Source organism: Streptomyces sp. NPDC002845 (assembly GCF_053591955.1).
Genome location: NZ_JBSFUU010000071.1, coordinates 18,397 through 36,913, shown reverse-complemented (window position 1 = coordinate 36,913; position 18,517 = coordinate 18,397). Strand labels below are relative to the sequence as shown.

Here is an 18,517-nt window from a genome sequence, read left to right as displayed (position 1 = left end):
GCGTCCGTTTCCGGCATCCCAAATGAATCGATACTGGCTCCAAGGTGAACTCTGGGCGACGAGTGTTCGAGGTCGCACTCCGATGGCTGTGGGCATCCCGGATCGCGTGCCTAACCTGGACGCATGGACGTGAACGCGGCGGTCGCCGCAGCGGCAGCGATCGCCGGTGTGCTCACCGGTGTCATCGCCATGCTGGCGTTCCGTTGGAGCGAGCGCGAGCAGAAGCGTCCCACCAGGACCTCCCTGCACACGGACCCAGTGCTTCCGCCCGGCGTGGACACCGTGCTGTCCGTGCTCAGGTCCTCGGCCGTCGTCCTCGACGAGGCCGACACCGTGGTCAAGGCCAGCTCCGCCGCGTACGCCCTCGGGCTGGTGCGCGGTGGAAAACTCGCCATCGACCCGATGCTCCAAATGGCCCGCGACACCCGCCGCGACGGAGAGATACGGCAGGTCGAGCTGGACCTGCCCCGGCGCGGCGTCGGACGCGGCGAGGCCCTCGCGGTCTCCGCGCGCGTGGCCCCCCTCGGCTCCCGGCTCGTCCTGCTCCTGGTGGAGGACCTCACCGAGGCCCGCCGGATAGAGGCCGTACGACGGGACTTCGTGGCCAACGTCAGTCACGAGCTGAAGACGCCCGTCGGCGCCCTCTCCCTCCTCTCCGAGGCCGTCATGGGCGCCAGCGACGACCCGGAGGCGGTGGAACGCTTCGCCGGGCGGATGCAGGTCGAGGCGACCCGGCTCACCAGCCTCGTACAGGAACTCATCGACCTCTCCCGGGTGCAGAACGACGACCCGCTGGAGGACGCCGAGCCCGTACGGGTGGACGAACTGGTCGCCGAGGCCATCGACCGGTGCCGCCACCAGGCCGGCACCAAGCAGATCACCATGGCCGCCGCGATCGGAGGGCCCGGAGGCCCTTCGAACGAGGGTGATGGTGGGAGACGGGCGGGCACCGCCGACCTGCACGTCTGGGGCAACCGGGGCCAGCTGGCCGCCGCCCTCGGCAACCTCGTCGAGAACGCCGTCAACTACTCGCCCGCCCGGACCCGCGTCGGCATAGCCGCCCGCCGGGTGAACGCGCCGGGCGGGGACCATATCGAGATCGCCGTGACCGACCAGGGCATCGGCATCTCGGAGAAGGACAAGGAGCGCATCTTCGAGCGCTTCTACCGCGTCGACCCGGCCCGTTCCCGTGCCACCGGTGGCACCGGTCTCGGTCTCGCGATCGTCAAGCACGTGGCCGCCTCGCACGGCGGGGAGGTCACGGTGTGGAGCTCCGAGGGACAGGGCTCCACGTTCACCCTGCGACTGCCGGAGGCGGGCGCGGCCCGCGACCGCGCACAGGCACGGCAATCGTCCGTTCTCGACGAAGGGGCTCTCGACGAAGAGGGTCTTGACGAAGAGGGTCTCGACGGCGAGGCCGGACAACAGCCCACCGACTCATCCCCGTACGATTCGCTTCCCGCCCCGGAGGTCCTTCCGTGACCCGAGTGCTCGTCGTCGAGGACGAGGAGTCCTTCAGCGACGCCCTGTCCTACATGCTCCGCAAGGAGGGCTTCGAGGTCGCCATAGCGGCCACCGGGCCCGACGGTCTCGACGAGTTCGAGCGCAACGGCGCCGATCTCGTCCTGCTCGACCTGATGCTGCCCGGCCTGCCGGGCACCGAGGTCTGCCGTCAGCTGCGCGGCCGTTCCAATGTCCCGGTGATCATGGTCACCGCCAAGGACAGCGAGATCGACAAGGTCGTGGGCCTGGAGATAGGAGCCGATGACTATGTCACCAAGCCCTTCTCCTCCCGCGAGCTCGTCGCCCGTATCCGGGCCGTACTGCGCCGCCGCGGCGAGCCCGAGGAGGTCACCCCGGCCGCGCTGGAGGCCGGTCCGGTCCGCATGGACGTGGACCGTCACGTCGTCACCGTCTCCGGTTCCAAGGTCGACCTGCCTCTCAAGGAGTTCGACCTGCTCGAAATGCTCCTCCGCAACGCCGGACGCGTCCTGACCCGCATGCAGCTCATCGACCGCGTCTGGGGCGCCGACTACGTGGGCGACACCAAGACCCTCGACGTCCACGTCAAGCGTCTCCGCGCGAAGATCGAGCCGGATCCTGGGGCGCCCAGGTATCTGGTGACGGTGCGCGGTCTCGGGTACAAGTTCGAGCCGTAGGCCGGCACGTAGTTGCTTGTCGTTGTACGAGGAAGGGCGGCATCCCCTGGTGGGGTGCCGCCCTTCCTCGTACGGACTGTGTGGCTCAGTGCTCGGCGTCCGCCTGATCCGCCGCGGCGTCCTCGGCGGAACCGCCGGCCGCGCCGGTCTCGGCCGTCTCGGTGTCCCCCGCGGGTGTGCCCGTAGGCGTGCCCGTGGGGGAGACGGACGGGGAGGCGCCGTCGGTGGGCGTGGCGGTGGGGGAGGACGTGGGGGCCTCGGTCGGGCCCCACTGCTCGAAGTAGTGCTCGGCCGGGACGATGAACGCGCGCAGGCTCACGTCGCCGGTCTCGCTGAAGCTGAACGTGACCCGCTGCGCGTTGCCGTCCTGCAGGGCCTCGCGGCTGTTGGACAGCACCGCGGAGGCGTTGCCCTCTCCGCCGATGACGAGCGAGCCGCCGGCCGGGACGGTCAGCCTGCCCTTGCCGTTCGCGGGGGCGAGCCTCGCGGCCTGGCGGATGCCGTCCACCGTGACGGACTCCAGCGTCTGGTCGGTGGGGCCGTCGTTGAACACGGTCGCGGAGACCACGGACGGGCCCGTCGACTCGCCGTCGGGCTGGGTCACCACGATCGCGTTCTGGATCTTGATGTCGCCGACAGCCGTGGCCGCGTTGTCCGGCCTGACTCCCAGTGTCTGTGCGTTGTTGCCGGCGCCGCATGCGGCGAGCGAGGCGATCGAGAACGCGATGGCGGCGGCGGCGAGGGCGCCGCGTCGAAGGCTGCTGCTCACGGCGGCGGCAACTCCTTGAACGTGGGCGGTACGGGTTCGGACCTGATCGGTACGGCTGTAAAGCCGCCCTAAGTGTCTGTCAGCGGGTTCAGGTTACCGAGCCGTCCGTGCGCCGCCGCACCCGACCCTCCCCCAAGCCCTCCCCCAACCCTCCCCCGACCTCGCCGCTTCGTCCGAGCAGGGGGCACCGCGGAGGCGCCCCGGTCCCTTCTGGGCCTTCCGGTCCCTTCCTGTCTCTTTGGCCGCTCACTGGTTCGGCATTCACATAAGTGCCGGAGGGCTCGCGTATTTCCCGCGCGGAATACATGGCAGTACATGAGTACTGGGAGACATGAGTACGGGGAGGTTCCCGAAAATCGATCATCGGTAGTTCACCAGTAGATCGCGGGGAGATCGCAGGGAGATCGGCGCCGGACGGGCGCCCGTACATCGATCGCCACACATCGGCCGCCTTGATCAATTCCGGAATCGTCTCGTACCCGACTCCGCGCACCGAACGGAGTAGCGTAAGTCGCACACACGGAGTCGGACAAAACGGGATGTTAGGACGCTGGTCGGGGCCTCCGGATGTGTGTAACGTGCGCGTTTCGCTCCCCCCGGAGAGCCGCTCCGACCTGCGAATACCCACTGCCACTCGCCCCTCGAAGCACGTTCCTGTTGCGGTTGTCAAGCCCCGAGATATGCCCTGACCTGCGAAAACGCCATTCAGAAGACGCCGTTTCCGTGTTACCCTGGATAGCCACGGAAGGGGTACCTGTCACATGACGTTCAAGGTTGGCGACACCGTGGTCTATCCCCATCACGGGGCCGCGCTGATCGAGGCCATCGAAACTCGTCAGATCAAAGGCGTGGACAAGACCTACTTGGTGCTCAAGGTCGCTCAAGGCGACCTGACGGTGCGTGTGCCAGCGGACAATGCGGAGTTCGTCGGCGTGCGTGATGTGGTCGGTCAGGACGGGCTGGACCGGGTCTTCGAAGTGCTGCGTGCACCGTATGCCGAGGAGCCCACGAACTGGTCGCGTCGTTACAAGGCAAATCTGGAGAAGCTCGCCTCCGGCGATGTCATCAAGGTCGCGGAAGTCGTACGTGACCTGTGGCGTCGTGAGCGCGAGCGTGGACTCTCCGCCGGCGAGAAGCGCATGCTCGCCAAGGCCCGCCAGATCCTGGTGAGCGAACTCGCCCTCGCGGAGAACACGAACGAGGACAAGGCCGAGGCCCTGCTCGACGAGGTCCTCGCGTCCTGACGCCATCCCGGTTTCGCCGCTTTTGACGCCACTGTGCCGCTGCTGTGCGGCAGGGGTAAGCCATCAGAGGTGAGGCGGACGGTCAGACATGTAATGCCGTGGTGCCCGATGACGTAGGGATTGTCGCCGGGCGCTGCGGCATGCTCACTTCGATCATTTTCGACCATTCCCGGTGATTCCCTGAATCCCGGATCCCGGGTGATTCCGCGATCCCGGGTGATTCCGCGATCGGTGATTCCCCGACCCCGGATGTCTGCTGGACGCCCGGATGCCTGCGACATCCGCGTACCCAGCTTTCAGGCGTCAGTGAAGACCCCCGATACTTGGCGTGCCGGGCCCGGGCAGCTGGCTCGACCAGATGTCACGGAAGGGTCCGGTCAAGGCGTCGCGCCCGGCACGCTGTGGCCATACCCACGCAGGCCGAGTGCACAAACCTGACAGGAACCGATGTCTGACGATTCGCGCCCTTCGCCTTCGCCGGCTCGTACCGGGGCTCGTACGGCGGCCGTGATTCCGGCCGCAGGCCGCGGCGTACGCCTCGGTCCGGGCGCCCCCAAAGCGCTCCGCGCGCTGAACGGCACCCCGATGCTCATCCACGCGGTACGGGCCATGGCCGCGTCCCGCACCGTCTCCCTCGTCGTCGTCGTGGCCCCGCCCGACGGTGCCGCCGAGGTCAAGACCCTGCTCGACGCGCACGCGCTGCCCGAGCGCACGGACTTCGTCGTCGTACCGGGCGGCGAGTCGCGGCAGGAATCCGTGAAGCTCGGGCTGGAGACGCTGCCGCCCGACTACGACATCGTCCTCGTGCACGACGCGGCCCGGCCGCTCGTGCCCGTCGACACGGTCGACTCCGTCATCGAGGCCGTACGGGACGGGGCTCCGGCCGTCGTACCCGCGCTGCCCCTCGCGGACACGGTCAAGCAGATCGAGCCCGCGGCCGCCCCGGGCGAGCCCGAGCCCGTCGTCGCCACGCCGGAGCGCGCGCTGCTGCGAGCGGTGCAGACTCCGCAGGGCTTCGACCGCGAGACGCTGGTACGGGCGCACGAGACGGTCACCGAGAACGTCACGGACGACGCGAGCATGGTGGAGCAGCTCGGCCTCCGGGTCGTGGTCGTACCCGGCCACGAGGAGGCGTTCAAAGTGACCCGCCCCCTGGACCTGGTGCTGGCGGAGGCGGTCCTGGCGCGACGGAGGCTGAACGATGGCTTCTGAGGCCTCCGAGCAGCCGCAGGTCGTGCTTCCCCGGGTCGGCATCGGCACCGACATCCATGCCTTCGAGGAGGGGCGCGAGCTGTGGTGCGCCGGGCTCAGGTGGGAGGGCGAGGGGACGGGGCTGGCCGGCCACTCCGACGCCGACGTCGTCGCCCACGCGGCGTGCAACGCGCTGTTCTCGGCGGCGGGGCTGGGTGACCTGGGGCAGCACTTCGGCACCGGGCGGCCGGAGTGGGCCGGTGCGTCGGGGACCGCCCTGCTGACCGAGGCCGCCCGGATCGTCCGCGAGGCCGGCTTCACCATCGGCAACATCGCCGTCCAGGTCGTCGGGGACCGGCCCAAGATCGGCAAGCGGCGGGAGGAAGCGCAGAAGGTCCTCTCGGAGGCGGCCGGGGCTCCGGTGTCGGTCTCGGGGGCCACGACGGATGGGCTGGGGTTTCCGGGGCGGGGGGAAGGGCTGATGGCGGTGGCTACGGCGTTGGTGGTGCGGGTGGGCTGAACGGGGGGTGCTTTCGCCCCCGCCGCCCCTACCCGTCCCATCCCCAGGGGCTGCGCCCCTTCGACCCCGGGGGCAGGGGCTGGTTTCGGTCGTCGTGTTGCTGCGGGGTGTCTGGGGCTGGTCGCGCAGTTCCCCGCGCCCCTTCGGGGCGCTCGTCAGCCCTCCCTCCCCGTATGTCACGAATACGTGCCCCCTGCGCGGAACCGTCGCAGGGCACTGCCCCGCGCCTACTACCCTGGAGGGGTGACTATTCGCCTGTACGACACCAGCGCCCGGCAGATCCGTGACTTCGCCCCGCTCACGCCGGGTTGCGTCTCGATCTACCTGTGTGGCGCCACGGTGCAGGCGGCCCCGCACATCGGGCACATCAGGTCGGGGCTCAACTTCGACATCATGCGCCGCTGGTTCGAGTACCGCGGCTACGAGGTGACGTTCGTACGGAACGTCACCGACATCGACGACAAGATCATCACCAAGGCCGCCGACCAGGGCCGCCCGTGGTGGGCGATCGGGTACGAGAACGAGCGGGCGTTCAACGACGGCTACACCGTGCTCGGTTGCCTGCCGCCGACGTACGAGCCCCGGGCCACCGGACACGTCACCGAGATGGTCGAGATGATGCGCGGCCTCATCGAACGGGGGCACGCGTACGAGTCCGACGGGAACGTGTACTTCGACGTGCGGTCCTTCCCCGAGTACCTCCAGTTGTCCAACCAGGAGCTGGAGAACCTGCTCCAGCCCTCGGGCGAGGGCGAGACCGGCAAGCGGGACCCGCGCGACTTCGCGATGTGGAAGGCCGCCAAGCCGGGCGAGCCGACCTGGGGGACGCCGTGGGGGCGGGGCCGCCCGGGGTGGCACCTGGAGTGCTCCGCCATGGCCCACAAGTACCTGGGCTCCGCCTTCGACATCCACGGCGGCGGGCTCGACCTGGTCTTCCCGCACCACGAGAACGAGATCGCGCAGGCCAAGGCGTACGGCGACGAGTTCGCCCGGTACTGGGTGCACAACGCCTGGGTCACCATGAGCGGCGAGAAGATGTCCAAGTCCCTCGGGAACTCGGTCCTCGTTTCCGAGATGGTCAAGCACTGGCGCCCCATCGTGCTCCGCTACTACCTCGGCACCCCGCACTACCGTTCGATGATCGAGTACAGCGAGGAGGCCTTGCGCGAGGCCGAGTCGGCGTTCGCGCGCATCGAGGGCTTCGTCCAGCGGGTCATCGAGATGGCGGGCCCCGTCGAGCCGTCGGCCGACGTGCCGCCCGCCTTCGCCGAGGCGATGGACGACGACCTGGGCGTCCCGCAGGCCCTCGCCGTCGTGCACACCACCGTCCGGCAGGGCAACAGCGCGCTCGCCGCCGACGACAAGGAAGCCGCCGTCGAACGGCTGGCCGAGGTGCGGGCCATGCTCGGCGTCCTCGGCCTCGACCCCCTCGACGCCCACTGGGCCGGAGAGGGCGCCGACCGGGGCGAGGACCTCCACGGGGTCGTCGACAGCCTCGTACGCCTCGTCCTCGACCAGCGCGAGTCCGCCCGCGCCCGTAAGGACTGGGCCACCGCCGACGCCATCCGCGACCAGCTCAACCAGTCGGGGCTCGTCATCGAGGACAGCCCGCAGGGGCCGCGCTGGTCGCTCGGCCCGCGTTGATCAGTTCATGATCGATTGTGCCGCCCGGCCCTCCGGGCGGCACACTGCACAAAGGCACACTTCACAGACGTACGACGTAGCCCACGGGTTCACGCCCGGTCACACCACACAGAACAGGTAGATCATGGCCGCCAACAACCGCCGCATGTCCGGCAAGAAGGGCGCGCAGGTCGGCAGTGGCGGCCAGCGACGCCGGGGACTGGAAGGCAAGGGGCCCACCCCGCCCGCCGAGATGCGCAAGGGGCACGCCAAGCAGCGCGCCGCGCAGGCCAAGACCCGGCGCGCCCAGGTCCGGACCAAGGGCCCGCGCTCCAAGAGCGCCTCCGAGCTCGTCGTCGGGCGCAACCCGGTCGTCGAGGCACTGCGCGGGGGCGTGCCCGCGACCACGCTGTACGTGCAGCAGTTCATCGACAACGACGAGCGGGTGCGCGAGGCGCTGCAGCTCGCGGCCGAGCGCGGCGGCATCAACCTCATGGAGGCGCCGCGCCCCGAGCTGGACCGCATCACGAACGGCCTCAACCATCAGGGCCTCGTCCTCCAGGTCCCGCCGTACGAGTACGCCCACCCCGAGGACCTCGCGAACGCCGCGTACGACGCCGACGAGGACCCCCTCATCGTCGCCCTCGACGGTGTCACCGACCCGCGCAACCTCGGCGCCGTCGTCCGCTCCGTCTCCGCCTTCGGCGGCCACGGCGTCGTCGTACCCGAACGACGCGCGGCCGGCATGACCGCCGGTGCCTGGAAGACCTCCGCCGGTACGGCCGCCCGTACGCCCGTCGCCCGCGCCACCAACCTCACGCGCGCGCTGGAGGCGTACAAGAAGGCCGGCATCGTCGTGGTCGGCCTCGCCGCCGACGGCGAGGCCGAGATCGGTGAGCTGGAGGCCCTCGGCGGGCCCGTCGTCATCGTCGTCGGCAGCGAGGGCAAGGGGCTGTCCCGACTCGTGGGCGAGACCTGCGACTTCCGGGTGCGGATTCCGATGCCGGGCGGGGCGGAGTCGTTGAACGCGGGTGTGGCGGCGGGAGTTGTGTTGTACGAGGCGGCGCGTCGTCGGGCTTGATGGCAGTCGGCGTGGCGGGCGGAGCCCGCTGGACGGAGTCCGGCGCAGCGCTGCGAAGCCCGCGTAGCGGTGCGAGGGGCGCGGACGGGAGGGGTCCTGCGACTTCCGGGTGCGGATTCCGATGCGGGGCGGGGCGGAGTCGTTGAACGCGGGTGTGGCGGCGGGAGTTGTGTTGTACGAGGCGGCGCGCCGGAGGGCGTGAAACCCCACCTCAGCAGGGTGTTCGGGGAGTTCTGGATCACCTTGACGCGGTCCGGACAGATCGGGCCGGTCAAAGCAGTGTCCTAACGACACGTCACTCGGTTAGATGAGTGTGGACACCAGAACACCCCGCACACCCACGGGGGACCGCTCGTCGGGATTCGACGACGCTCCCGCGCTGAGCATGGTGAAGGTGCCGAGCGATCCGGCGCAGGTCATCGTCAATCACGCGAGCTTCCGCGTGCAGCTGGGCGCCGCCACGCGGCCGCCCCAATCCCCGCGGATCGCACGGCACTTGAGCGCCAGCGAGAACACCGCGCGCATGCCCGTCGTGGGCGCGACGGCCCACCCGGGCGCACCCGCCGCCGGGCGCCGCCGGGCCGTCGTCTGGAGCGGGAAGTCCGCCCCCGACGACACCGGCGCCCACCGGCTGCTGCAGGCCGTGCGGAGCACCAGCGTGCCCCACGGCTCCGCGGACCCCACGGCCGACGCCGGCGCGACCCAGGTCATCCCGCGCATCGACATCACCGGGACCGGCGGCTACGGCCCTCAACCCGGCGACTACGAAGGCGACTTGACCGTCCAGACCGTCGAGACCCCCGTCGTCGGCAGCCAGCGCGCCTACGACGGACATGACGGCCACGGCAGTCGCGATGGCCACGGCAGTCACGGTTCCGACGGCACCCGGCTGCTGCCCGCCATGCGGACCGTCGGCAGCGCGTACGACGAGACGGCGTACGACGGGACCACGTACGACGACTCGTACGGCGAACCGGCTTACGACGACGCCGAGTTCGACGACCGGGGCGAGCCCCGATCCGGGCGGCACGGCAACACGTCGGCCTCGGCCGCCACCGCGGCGGGCGTCCGGCACGCCTACTACCCCGGCCGCCGCATGAACCTGGGGGTAGTCCTCCTGCCCCTGCGCGTGTTCCTCGGCTTCATCTCCATCTACGCCGGCATGGGCAAGCTCTGCGACCCCGTCTATTTCGACGGCGGCAAGCGCGGCTCCATGGTGAAGTGGCTCAACACGCTGCACCCCTGGGAAGTCGCCGAGCCCCTGCGGCAGTTCGCCCTCGAACACCCCGTGGGCGCCGGACTCGTCATCGCCTTCGCCCAGGTCATCGTGGGCGTCCTCACGGTCCTTGGCCTGTGGCAGCGGGTCGCCGCGGTCCTCGGCGCGCTCCTCTCGGCCGCGCTGCTCGTCACCGTCAGCTGGAAGACCGTCCCCGCCTACGACACACCCGACATCATCTACCTCGCCGCCTGGTCCCCGCTGATCATCGCGGGCGCCCCGGTGTACTCCGTCGACGGCCGCCTCGCGGGCAACGCCTGGCGCCGCCTCGGACCGCGCGCGGAACTGTGGGACCTGCGGCGGTACGTGCTGCGCCGCGGCGCCCTCGTCACCACCGTCGTCATCGGGCTCACCCTCCTCATCGGCTCGGTCCTCGGCGGAGCCGTCCGCGACGCCGACCGGGTCGTCGTCCCCGGCCCCGGCGAGGCCCCGCGCAACGAACTCCCCGGCTCCCCGCTCCCCGAGGAACCCGGCAAGCGCCGGGAGAGGTCCCCCGAGGCCTCCAACTCACCTACCCAGGGCGCCACTTCGGCCGGCCCCTCGCAGTCCGCCAGCACCCCGAGCGCGACCCGCGGCACGAGCGCCGGCACGAGCACGGGCACGGGGACCGCCACCGCCACCGGCGGCACCCCCAGCCAGACCCAGGGCACCGCGGGCCAGGCCCCGCCCCAGCAGTCCTCCCCGGTCGACCAGGCCCCGGCCACCAGCGCCGGTCCGACCTCCAGCGGCGGCACCTCGTCGAGCGGCGGCTCCACGGGCGGCCCCGAAACCCCGGGCGACGGCTCCGGCGGCTCGGACGGCTCCGGCGGGGGCGGCAACTCCGGCGGCCAGCCCGGGCTGGTGGGCGGCCTGTTGGGCTGACCAGCGATTCCCTGAGTACGTCGATGGGGTCCCGCACGGTGACTGTGCGGGACCCCATCGACGTATACGGACCTCTCTGCATCGACGTATACGGACCTCTTTACGCGCCCCTCAACGGCCCGGCGCCGCAAGCTCCTTCGCCGCCTCCGTCAGATCCTTGGCCGTGTCGATGGCACGCCAGTAGGCGCCCTGCGGGATCGGGAAGCCGGCCAGGCGGCGTTCGCGGGCCAGGCGCGGGAACGTGGTGCGCTCGTGGTCGCCGCGCTCGGGCAGCAGGGCGGCGAACCCGGGGGAGAAGACGTAGACGCCCGCGTTGATCTCGAACGTGGACGGCGGAGCCTCGATGAAGTCCGTGATGTGCCCGAAGCCGTCCGTCTTGACGGCGCCCCAGGGCAGGCGCGGGCGGGCCAGGGCGAGCGTGGCGACGGCGTCGCGCTCGGCGTGGAAGTCCGCCATGTCGCGCAGCGAGAAACGGGTCCAGATGTCGCCGTTGGTGGCGTACCACGGCCGGTCGGGGTGGGGGAGGTGCGCGGCCGCGTGCTTCAGGCCGCCGCCGCGGCCCAGCGGCTCCGTCTCGACGACCGTGGTGACGCGGACGGGCAGGTCGGCCGAGTTCAGCCACTTCTGCAGGACGTCGGCGAGATGGCCGCAGGACACGACCACGTCCGTCACGCCCTCCTCGGCGAGCCAGGTGAGCTGATGGCCGATGATCGGCGTTCCGGTGCCGGGGATCTCGACCATGGGCTTGGGCCGGTCATCGGTGTACGGACGCAGCCGGGAACCCTGGCCGCCGGCCAGGACGACGGCTTGAACGGGGCGCGACGCGGCGTTCGGATCGGTCATGACCCGAACTGTACGTGGCGCCCCGTTCACGGGAGCACGGCCCTCAGGATCGTCGGTATCGGGGGTGTGACGGGCTGAGTGACGAGATGGCTCAGCTGTGGGCCGCGGCCACGCCCGACGCGAAGGACGTGTCGCAGACGGGACGGGCGTAGGACTGGGCACGGGACGGGCCGTACACGCGGACGGCCGCGCGGCCCAGCGCGCGGGCGATGGACGTGCAGTGCTTCGCCAGCGACGGGCGGCCGTTCACCGCCTGTTGGAGGTGGGTGAGGGCGACGCCCGGGTTCTTCTCCATGACCTCCAGCAGGAGTCTGTCGCGCAGTACGTCCTGCGGGGCACGGGACTTGGCGCGGGTGGAGGCGGCCCCCGAGGTCACGCTCGATGCTTCGGCGGCCGTGAGGACCGAGTGCGAGGGGTCGCTGCCCGACCAGTTGACCCGGGTGACCGCCAAGGTGCCGGAGAGCACCAGGACGACGGGCAGTACGAGGGCGAGGGTGCGGCCGATCCGGCGGGCGGGGCCGGGGCCTCGCCGGTTCCGTTGGGTAGTGGTGTGCTTCACGCGAGTGAGGGTAGCGCGGGGTAGTGATATGGCGACATTTGGTCACCGGTTCGGGGGATGTCGAGTGCCCGTAATTGGGTAGGGGGTTGACGCACAAGGCTCGAAATGACCGGTTATGCCGGGGTATTCACGGGCAGTGAAAAGGGCCCCGCGGCGGTCCGCGGGGCCCTTTTCGTCAACGTGGGTGATTTCTCCGGGATTTTCTCCCGGGTGCCGCTGCCCTGCGGCGTCAGTCGGAGAGGCGCTCGCCCGTGGAGGTCGAGAACACATGGGCCTCGCCCGGCTGCGGCACGACGTGCAGCTGGGAGCCCTTCTCCGGGACCTGGCGGCCGCTGACCCGGACCACGAGGTCCTTGGTCTCGCCGCCGACCTCGGCACTGCCGTAGACGTAGCCGTCGGCGCCGAGCTCCTCCACGACGTTGACGGAGACCGCGAGACCGGCCGGGGCGTCCTCGGAGTCCTTCGACAGGGAGGACGCGGCGCCACCGTTCTGTTCGACGATGTCGAAGTGCTCCGGGCGCACACCGACGGTGACGGTCTTGTCACCCTTGTCGGTGGCGGCCGTCAGCGCCTCACGGCTGACCGGCACCACGCTGTTGCCGAACTTCACACCGCCGTCGGTGATCGGCACCTCGACCAGGTTCATGGCCGGGGAGCCGATGAAGCCGGCGACGAAGAGGTTGGCCGGGCGGTCGTACATGTGCCGCGGGGTGTCGACCTGCTGCAGCAGACCGTCCTTCAGTACGGCCACACGGTCGCCCATCGTCATGGCCTCGACCTGGTCGTGGGTGACGTAGACGCTGGTGATGCCGAGACGGCGCTGCAACGACGCGATCTGCGTACGCGTCGAGACACGGAGCTTGGCGTCGAGGTTGGACAGCGGCTCGTCCATGAGGAACACCTGCGGCTCACGCACGATGGCGCGGCCCATGGCGACACGCTGACGCTGACCACCGGAGAGGGCCTTCGGCTTGCGGTCCAGGTACTCGCTGAGGTCGAGGATCTTCGCGGCCTCCTCGACCTTCTTGCGGATCTCCGCCTTGTTGACACCGGCGATCTTGAGCGCGAAGCCCATGTTGTCGGCGACCGTCATGTGCGGGTACAGCGCGTAGTTCTGGAACACCATGGCGATGTCCCGGTCCTTCGGCGGCAGGTGCGTGACGTCGCGCTCACCGATGCGGATGGCGCCGGCGTTCACGTCCTCCAGCCCCGCCAGCATGCGGAGCGAGGTCGACTTGCCACAGCCCGACGGACCGACAAGGACGAGGAACTCGCCGTCCTCGATCTCGATCTCGAGCTGGTCGACGGCGGGCTTGGTGGAACCCGGGTAGATCCGGGTCGCCTTGTCGAACGAAACAGTGGCCATGGCTGCGAGGCCCCCTTCTACCGGCAGGAACGTGCCGGACGATCCGTTGTGGAAGGTGGTGACCACCGCGGACGGCTCCGTGGTGGTGTAGTCCACAAGAGTGAACTGGGTCAGGACGGTACCTGGCGTTCACCTGGTCTGTCAGTAGTCCGGGGGCTGTGAACTTCGCGGGAATTTTCGAGAGAGTCAGAGCGGGGCCCTTTTGACCTCTGCTTGCAGACAGATCCAGAGCAAATCACTTTTGGCCTGCTTCGCTTCCTGCTTCTCAGCCCGCTGCCCGCCGAGCACAGTCCTTGCGGACCACACCCGACCGGTCTCACACGAGCTCCACAGGCATTCCGGCCGACGGCCCGTCGGTCCGTACCACAACCAGCCACCACTCCTACGCGGCCAGCAGACACTTCTCCAGCTCAGACGCCTTGATCACAGTCGGCGCCTTCTTCCCTGGCGGTAGCCCCGCAGCCACCAGCCAGTACAGCCGCATCCCCTCGTCCCGGAGATTCACGGCCGCGTTCACGTCCCGATCATGGATAACTCCACACTCGGCGCAGGTCCAGCCCCGTACCGAAACGTCCATCTTCGGTCCCTTCGTATAACAGGCTGAGCAGCGCCGAGTAGAGGGGAAGAAGCGGTCGACGATCACCAGCGTCCGGCCGTACCACTCGCACTTGTAACGCAACTGCCGTAGCAGCTCGCCCCACGCCGCGTCGGTGATCGCCTCGTTCAGTTTCGCCTTCCGTCGCCTGCCCTTGCCACGGGCCGACCGCAGCAGGGTCACGATGGACAGATCCTCCACCACGAGCACTTGGTTCTCGCGCACAAGGCGGGTCGTGAACTGGTCCAGCATGTCTCTGCGTACGTCACTGATGAGCGCGTAGAGGCGAGCGATCTTCTGCCTGACCTTGTTCCTGTTCTCGGATCCCTTCACCTTCCTGTGCAGCTCACGCTGAAGCCGCGCCAGCTTCTCCGCGTACCGCTTCAGTAGTCGCGGATGGTCGAGCTTCGTCCCGTCGTCCAGAGTCACGAGTGACGCCAGCCCCAGATCGAGCCCCACCGCCTTCGGTGCCCGCGAGCCAGGTACGAACACGGCAGGCAGCGGCGCTATTTGCTCCTCCACGAGCGTGGACACGAAGTACCGCCCAGCCCGGTCCCGCGTCACCGACAGCCGGACCGGGACCACTCCGGCGGGCAGGGCGCGCGACCAGCGAATGTCCAGCGGCCGCGACTGCTTGGCGAGGGTGATCAGCCCCGTACCCGGCCGCTCCGGATCCTCGACCCACTTGAAGCCCGTCCGCACATACGTCGCCGTATCCCGCGCCCGCCCCTTCTTCTTCCGCTTCGGATACTTCGCCGTGCCCTTGAAGAACCGCGTGTACGCCTGATCGAGATGGCGCAGAGACTGCTGGAGCACAGTCGACGACACCTCCCTGAGCCACGCCCTCCCCTCGTCCCGCTTCCAGCCGGTCAAGGCCCGACACGTCTCCGCGAACCCCACATTCACCCGGTGCTGCTCCCAGGCCCCGGACCGCAGCGCCAGACCCTCGTTGTAGACCCACCGACAGGCCCCGAACGTGTTCTGCAACTGCGCGGCCTGCTCCTCGGTCGGATAGAAGCGGAACCGATAGAGCCGGTGCTGGGTGTCCGGCTCCTTGGCGTGCCCCTTCAGCGGCTTCGCCTTGCGCGTGTGGTGCTTGCGGCGGTCGCCGATACCGAGTGCCTCGCGCTTGATGCGCTTGGCCTCCTCGCCCTTCACCGCCTCCGGCTTCTTCTCCGAGTCCCCCATGACCCCTCCCCGACGATCCGATCTTCGGAACAGCACGTCAGACCGATCAACGAACGGGTGCGCGGTTGGTTACGCACGGTTTTTCGGTCGAGGTGGGTGGGGAACTTCGTGGCTTGGAGAAACGGGCTCTGTGTACAGTGGAGCAGCCTTCACGTACGGCGATGTGGTAGACGTGCCCCCTTAGCTCAGCTGGAAGAGTAGTTGTCTTGTAAACAACAGGTCGTCGGTTCGAACCCGACAGGGGGCTCGATGAATATGGACAACCAGCCCGCAGGACCCGTGACCTCGTAGTTTCGGCTACGGTCGAGGTTCTGTGGGCTGGTTGCCGCAAGGGCGGTAAGCCTCGATGAGGGGCGCCGAAGAGCCGCGCAAGGACGGTTCTCGCGCGGCTGACCTTGAGATGTGGGTGCGGCGTGGCTGTGCCCTGGTCGTGGCGTCAGTGGCCGCGTACGCTTCCTGCATTCACCAGAGGGCGTTTGCCCTTCAGGGCGGTGCGGACGCGGTGAGCGCCGCGCTGTGGTGTGGATGGCGTTTCTGCGCCGCATCAGAGTGTTCCTTGCTGCCGACGTCGCGGCGGTACCGGCTCTCGCCTGGCGGCCAGTGCTCGTCGCGGGATGGCCGCCGGTCGTCCTCCTGTTCTCGGTGGAACTCGGGCCGTCTCGCCCGGACCCGCGGGCACCTGCGCGGCCGCCGCGGTGACATCGGGGGCGATGCCATCGCGTCCCGGTCCTGCCCGCCCGGCAGCCGGCGCTCCGAGGCCGCCCGGATCGAGGTCACCGTGGGCCGGCACTACAGCGGCTGCTGCGACGAGGGCGTCTTCGGCTACAGCGCCACCCTTGTGACCGCCGCCCACACTCGCCGCCCCCGAGACCCCCCAGGGAAGGCCACGGCCTACCCGCAGCTGTGTCTCGGCCTTGTGCTGGACACCCCCATCGTCCGCACCGGCCCCAACGCGATCATCGTGATGGAACAGCTCGCCCACCTCGCGCTGCCGGCCGGAACGTGCGCCGCCGACCGCCTACACCGGATGCGCCCCAGAACACTTCCAGATCCCCGCCTGCCGCCCCGCCCGCCGCCTCGGCTACCGCCTCGCCCTGGACTGCAAGGCCACCGACCGGGGCGTTCAGGCAAGTTGGCACGGAGCGTTGCTGGTGGACGGCTCTCTGGTCTGCCCGTATATCCCCACCGCGCCGGCCGAGGCCCTCCAAGGGGCGGACGACAAAGCCGTATGCCTGCGCAGCGAGGAACTCCAAGCGGCGATCACCGTGCGCCGACCGTACTTCCTGAAGGTCGAGCAAGGACCTGACGCCCACGGCGCCATACGGCTGTGGTGCCCGGCGGCCGGGCCGTCTCCGTCGGTGAACTGCTCACGGCGTGACCGACTGCGCCCGCACCGTCCGTCTGCCACAGGGCCGACACCGGCCGTGGTCGACCTGGGCAATGGCCGGGCCCGCGCCGGCCACCCCGCCACACGTCCCACCGTCCGGCTGCCGGAGCACGAATGGCTCGAAAGCACGAACGGCTCGAACTGCCCACCGCCTGACCTGGCTCCATCAGCGCACCGGCACCCAACTCACCGACACCGACTACGAAGCCATCCCGGCACAGATCACCGGCCAGCCGGTCACCGATCCGCCCGAGAATGCAGGAGGGCCGCCCCCGCTCGCCGACTGACCGGTCCGCACTACGGCCACACACCGCCACCGCCGGCCCGGCGCGCCGGGGCTGGTTGCCATGCCCGCACGACGGCACGGCAGCAGCCCAGTGCGTCTCCAGTCGTGGCTCGCCGCCATCCACCACCCCGGACAGGCATCGAACGGACACCAGAAACGCAAAAATCCCGCCCGATCACCATGATCGAACGGGATCTCGTCAGCCGACCTTGAGCGAACTCAAGAACGGCTGGGAAAGCGGCCGAGCAGAATCAAGCAAGACGCGTTTTCGATGTGGCCGATTTGCTCTTGGCCTCAGGGGGTTCCGGAGATCCAGGAGCGGGGCGCTGCCGGTGGCGGGGCGTCCTCTGGCGCGGTGGCCGGGTCAGTGTGATTTGTCGGACCAGTTGTTGAAAGCAGGCCAGGGCGGCTAAGGCCGACAGGGTGGCGGCGGCGATGTCGGGGAAGGTCCTGTCGGCATCTGCCACGCTCAGCGCTATCGCAACGGAGGAGAACGACAGAACGACGAACCATGAGTGCATGGCCCGGCGTTGGTGCAGGGCGGACCGCAGGATGGAGAGAGAGGCCACCATCCAGGGGCCGTAGACCAGAAGAGGCCATCCGGCGACCATGCTGCTCCGTGTACTGGATGCGATGTGGCGCAGAGGTGCGTAGGCCACCATGCCCCCGAAGACGCTGACCATCGACACGATGACGGCGGCGAGTGCGGCGATCACGAAGCTGACGGTCTGTAGCCACGTGAAGCGGAATTGGCGGGTTCGCGTTTTCCGATGCCCGACAGAAGGGCGCCGAATGGGCGGCAACTCGGCAGTGATCTGTACCAGGTTGTCCATCGGGTCGCCGGTGGAGCCGACGCCGGAGGACGGCTCGCTGTGAGGCGGCGGAACGATGGGATCCTGCTCCGCCGCCGCTGCGTCCTGCAGGAGATGGGTGAGTTCCTCGACCGGGTCCCAGCCCTGTTCCAGGGGGCTCTCCGCGTGCAGGGTCTCGACTGGGCCCCTGTGCCGGCCGGTCCCCGACCCGGTGGAGTATGCATCGGAATACGGTTCATGTCGCGTAAAGGAAAGATCCGGATAGTCGTTGTTCACGGAAATCTGCCCCCGTCACCCGCGGGCGGCGTGGCAGCCGGAGTGTCCCTGGTCGTTCCACCGTCGGCTGAGTTCCTCCTGGGCCGCGTTCAGCAGCGTCAGGAACTCACTGAGCAGCGAATCAGTGACCCGCAGTTCGACCCGTGCATCGTCTCCGTGCAAGGTGCCGGGGGCGTCGGGCGATGAGTACGCCCCGGCAGGAGTGTAGGTGTATCGCCCTACTGTCACAGCACGGGCCACGGGCAGATTCTCCGCCGTCGCTCCGGCGCAGGAAGAGCCAAGGAGCCTTTCTTTCGTCATAATCCGCTAACGCTGCCCGCTCCCCCGGGATGCGTGGCAAACGAGTGAGTCGGCGCAGTTTGGCAAATAGTATTGACTGGAGCGTTTTTCATCAGAGTCCACCGCGTCGTGTTCAGCGCGCGACGAGTCATGCGGATTGTCTCTTGAATTCCCCTCGGACAGGAAGATGAATCCACCGTTG

Annotated in this window: 15 protein-coding genes, 1 tRNA gene and 1 pseudogene; 10 read left to right on the top strand and 7 right to left on the bottom strand. The window is 69.2% G+C overall.

The genetic code is table 11. The features are described from left to right. The first annotated feature begins 123 nt into the window (after nucleotides 1-123). Together ACWD3C_RS36460 and ACWD3C_RS36455 are read left to right on the top strand one after the other, a co-directional pair. Entirely contained in the window at nucleotides 124-1,482 is a 1,359-nt protein-coding gene (locus ACWD3C_RS36460; RefSeq protein ID WP_451150851.1) for a sensor histidine kinase, read from the top strand. Continuing rightward, complete coding sequence (locus tag ACWD3C_RS36455; protein ID WP_007382946.1) at nucleotides 1,479-2,159, top strand: response regulator transcription factor; 681 nt, start codon at nucleotides 1,479-1,481, stop codon at nucleotides 2,157-2,159. The genes ACWD3C_RS36460 and ACWD3C_RS36455 overlap by 4 nt, the downstream gene beginning before the upstream one ends. 85 nt (nucleotides 2,160-2,244) lie before the next feature. Here ACWD3C_RS36455 and ACWD3C_RS36450 read toward each other — a convergent pair whose 3' ends face one another. Then, nucleotides 2,245-2,928, bottom strand: coding sequence for a DUF461 domain-containing protein (locus tag ACWD3C_RS36450; protein WP_451150849.1), 684 nt, complete (start codon nucleotides 2,926-2,928; stop codon nucleotides 2,245-2,247). A 761-nt stretch (nucleotides 2,929-3,689) separates the two neighbouring features. Between ACWD3C_RS36450 and ACWD3C_RS36445 the strand changes: the two genes are divergently transcribed. The 7 genes and pseudogenes from ACWD3C_RS36445 (at nucleotide 3,690) to ACWD3C_RS36415 (ending at nucleotide 10,724) form a co-directional block, all read left to right on the top strand. Continuing rightward, nucleotides 3,690-4,172, top strand: a complete 483-nt coding sequence (locus ACWD3C_RS36445; RefSeq protein ID WP_003953493.1) for a CarD family transcriptional regulator — start codon at nucleotides 3,690-3,692, stop codon at nucleotides 4,170-4,172. Nucleotides 4,173-4,619: 447 nt separating this feature from the next. Further along, on the top strand, nucleotides 4,620-5,384 hold the full coding sequence (gene ispD, locus ACWD3C_RS36440) for a 2-C-methyl-D-erythritol 4-phosphate cytidylyltransferase (RefSeq protein WP_451150847.1): 765 nt from the start codon (nucleotides 4,620-4,622) through the stop codon (nucleotides 5,382-5,384). Further along, complete coding sequence (gene ispF, locus ACWD3C_RS36435; protein ID WP_451150845.1) at nucleotides 5,374-5,883, top strand: 2-C-methyl-D-erythritol 2,4-cyclodiphosphate synthase; 510 nt, start codon at nucleotides 5,374-5,376, stop codon at nucleotides 5,881-5,883. Before ispD ends, ispF begins: the two co-directional genes overlap by 11 nt. Before the next feature lie 243 nt (nucleotides 5,884-6,126). Then, nucleotides 6,127-7,527, top strand: a complete 1,401-nt coding sequence (gene cysS / locus ACWD3C_RS36430) for a cysteine--tRNA ligase (protein WP_451150843.1) — start codon at nucleotides 6,127-6,129, stop codon at nucleotides 7,525-7,527. A gap of 124 nt (nucleotides 7,528-7,651) precedes the next feature. Continuing rightward, nucleotides 7,652-8,587 carry a 23S rRNA (guanosine(2251)-2'-O)-methyltransferase RlmB gene (rlmB, locus tag ACWD3C_RS36425; protein ID WP_451150841.1) on the top strand — a complete coding sequence of 312 codons (936 nt, stop codon included), beginning with the start codon at nucleotides 7,652-7,654 and terminating at the stop codon, nucleotides 8,585-8,587. Between the two features lie 94 nt (nucleotides 8,588-8,681). After that, a pseudogene (locus ACWD3C_RS36420) lies at nucleotides 8,682-8,789 on the top strand (TrmH family RNA methyltransferase); the annotation flags it as partial. A 105-nt stretch (nucleotides 8,790-8,894) separates the two neighbouring features. After that, nucleotides 8,895-10,724, top strand: coding sequence for a DoxX family protein (locus tag ACWD3C_RS36415; RefSeq protein WP_451150839.1), 1,830 nt, complete (start codon nucleotides 8,895-8,897; stop codon nucleotides 10,722-10,724). 111 nt (nucleotides 10,725-10,835) lie between these two features. On the opposite strand, the gene ACWD3C_RS36410 is transcribed toward ACWD3C_RS36415, so the two are convergent. The 4 genes from ACWD3C_RS36410 to ACWD3C_RS36395 form a co-directional block, all read right to left on the bottom strand. Beyond that, nucleotides 10,836-11,567 carry a nucleotidyltransferase family protein gene (locus ACWD3C_RS36410; RefSeq protein ID WP_451150837.1) on the bottom strand — a complete coding sequence of 244 codons (732 nt, stop codon included), beginning with the start codon at nucleotides 11,565-11,567 and terminating at the stop codon, nucleotides 10,836-10,838. Nucleotides 11,568-11,658: 91 nt separating this feature from the next. Further along, nucleotides 11,659-12,126 (bottom strand): hypothetical protein, encoded by a 468-nt coding sequence (locus tag ACWD3C_RS36405; RefSeq protein ID WP_451150835.1) that lies wholly within the window; start codon nucleotides 12,124-12,126, stop codon nucleotides 11,659-11,661. 229 nt (nucleotides 12,127-12,355) lie between these two features. Further along, nucleotides 12,356-13,492, bottom strand: a complete 1,137-nt coding sequence (locus ACWD3C_RS36400; protein WP_451150895.1) for an ABC transporter ATP-binding protein — start codon at nucleotides 13,490-13,492, stop codon at nucleotides 12,356-12,358. A gap of 382 nt (nucleotides 13,493-13,874) precedes the next feature. Then, a complete protein-coding gene (locus ACWD3C_RS36395) occupies nucleotides 13,875-15,275 on the bottom strand; it encodes an RNA-guided endonuclease InsQ/TnpB family protein (protein WP_451150833.1) in 1,401 nt (466 codons plus the stop codon). Nucleotides 15,276-15,449: 174 nt separating this feature from the next. On the opposite strand from ACWD3C_RS36395, the gene ACWD3C_RS36390 reads away from it, so the two are divergent. Beyond that, nucleotides 15,450-15,522, top strand: a tRNA-Thr gene (locus tag ACWD3C_RS36390). A 1,677-nt stretch (nucleotides 15,523-17,199) separates the two neighbouring features. Here the strand turns inward: ACWD3C_RS36390 and ACWD3C_RS36385 are convergent. Together ACWD3C_RS36385 and ACWD3C_RS36380 are read right to left on the bottom strand one after the other, a co-directional pair. Next, nucleotides 17,200-18,036 carry a DUF2637 domain-containing protein gene (locus ACWD3C_RS36385; RefSeq protein WP_451150831.1) on the bottom strand — a complete coding sequence of 279 codons (837 nt, stop codon included), beginning with the start codon at nucleotides 18,034-18,036 and terminating at the stop codon, nucleotides 17,200-17,202. A 15-nt stretch (nucleotides 18,037-18,051) separates the two neighbouring features. After that, a complete protein-coding gene (locus tag ACWD3C_RS36380; RefSeq protein ID WP_451150829.1) occupies nucleotides 18,052-18,198 on the bottom strand; it encodes a hypothetical protein in 147 nt (48 codons plus the stop codon). Nucleotides 18,199-18,517: the final 319 nt, after the last annotated feature.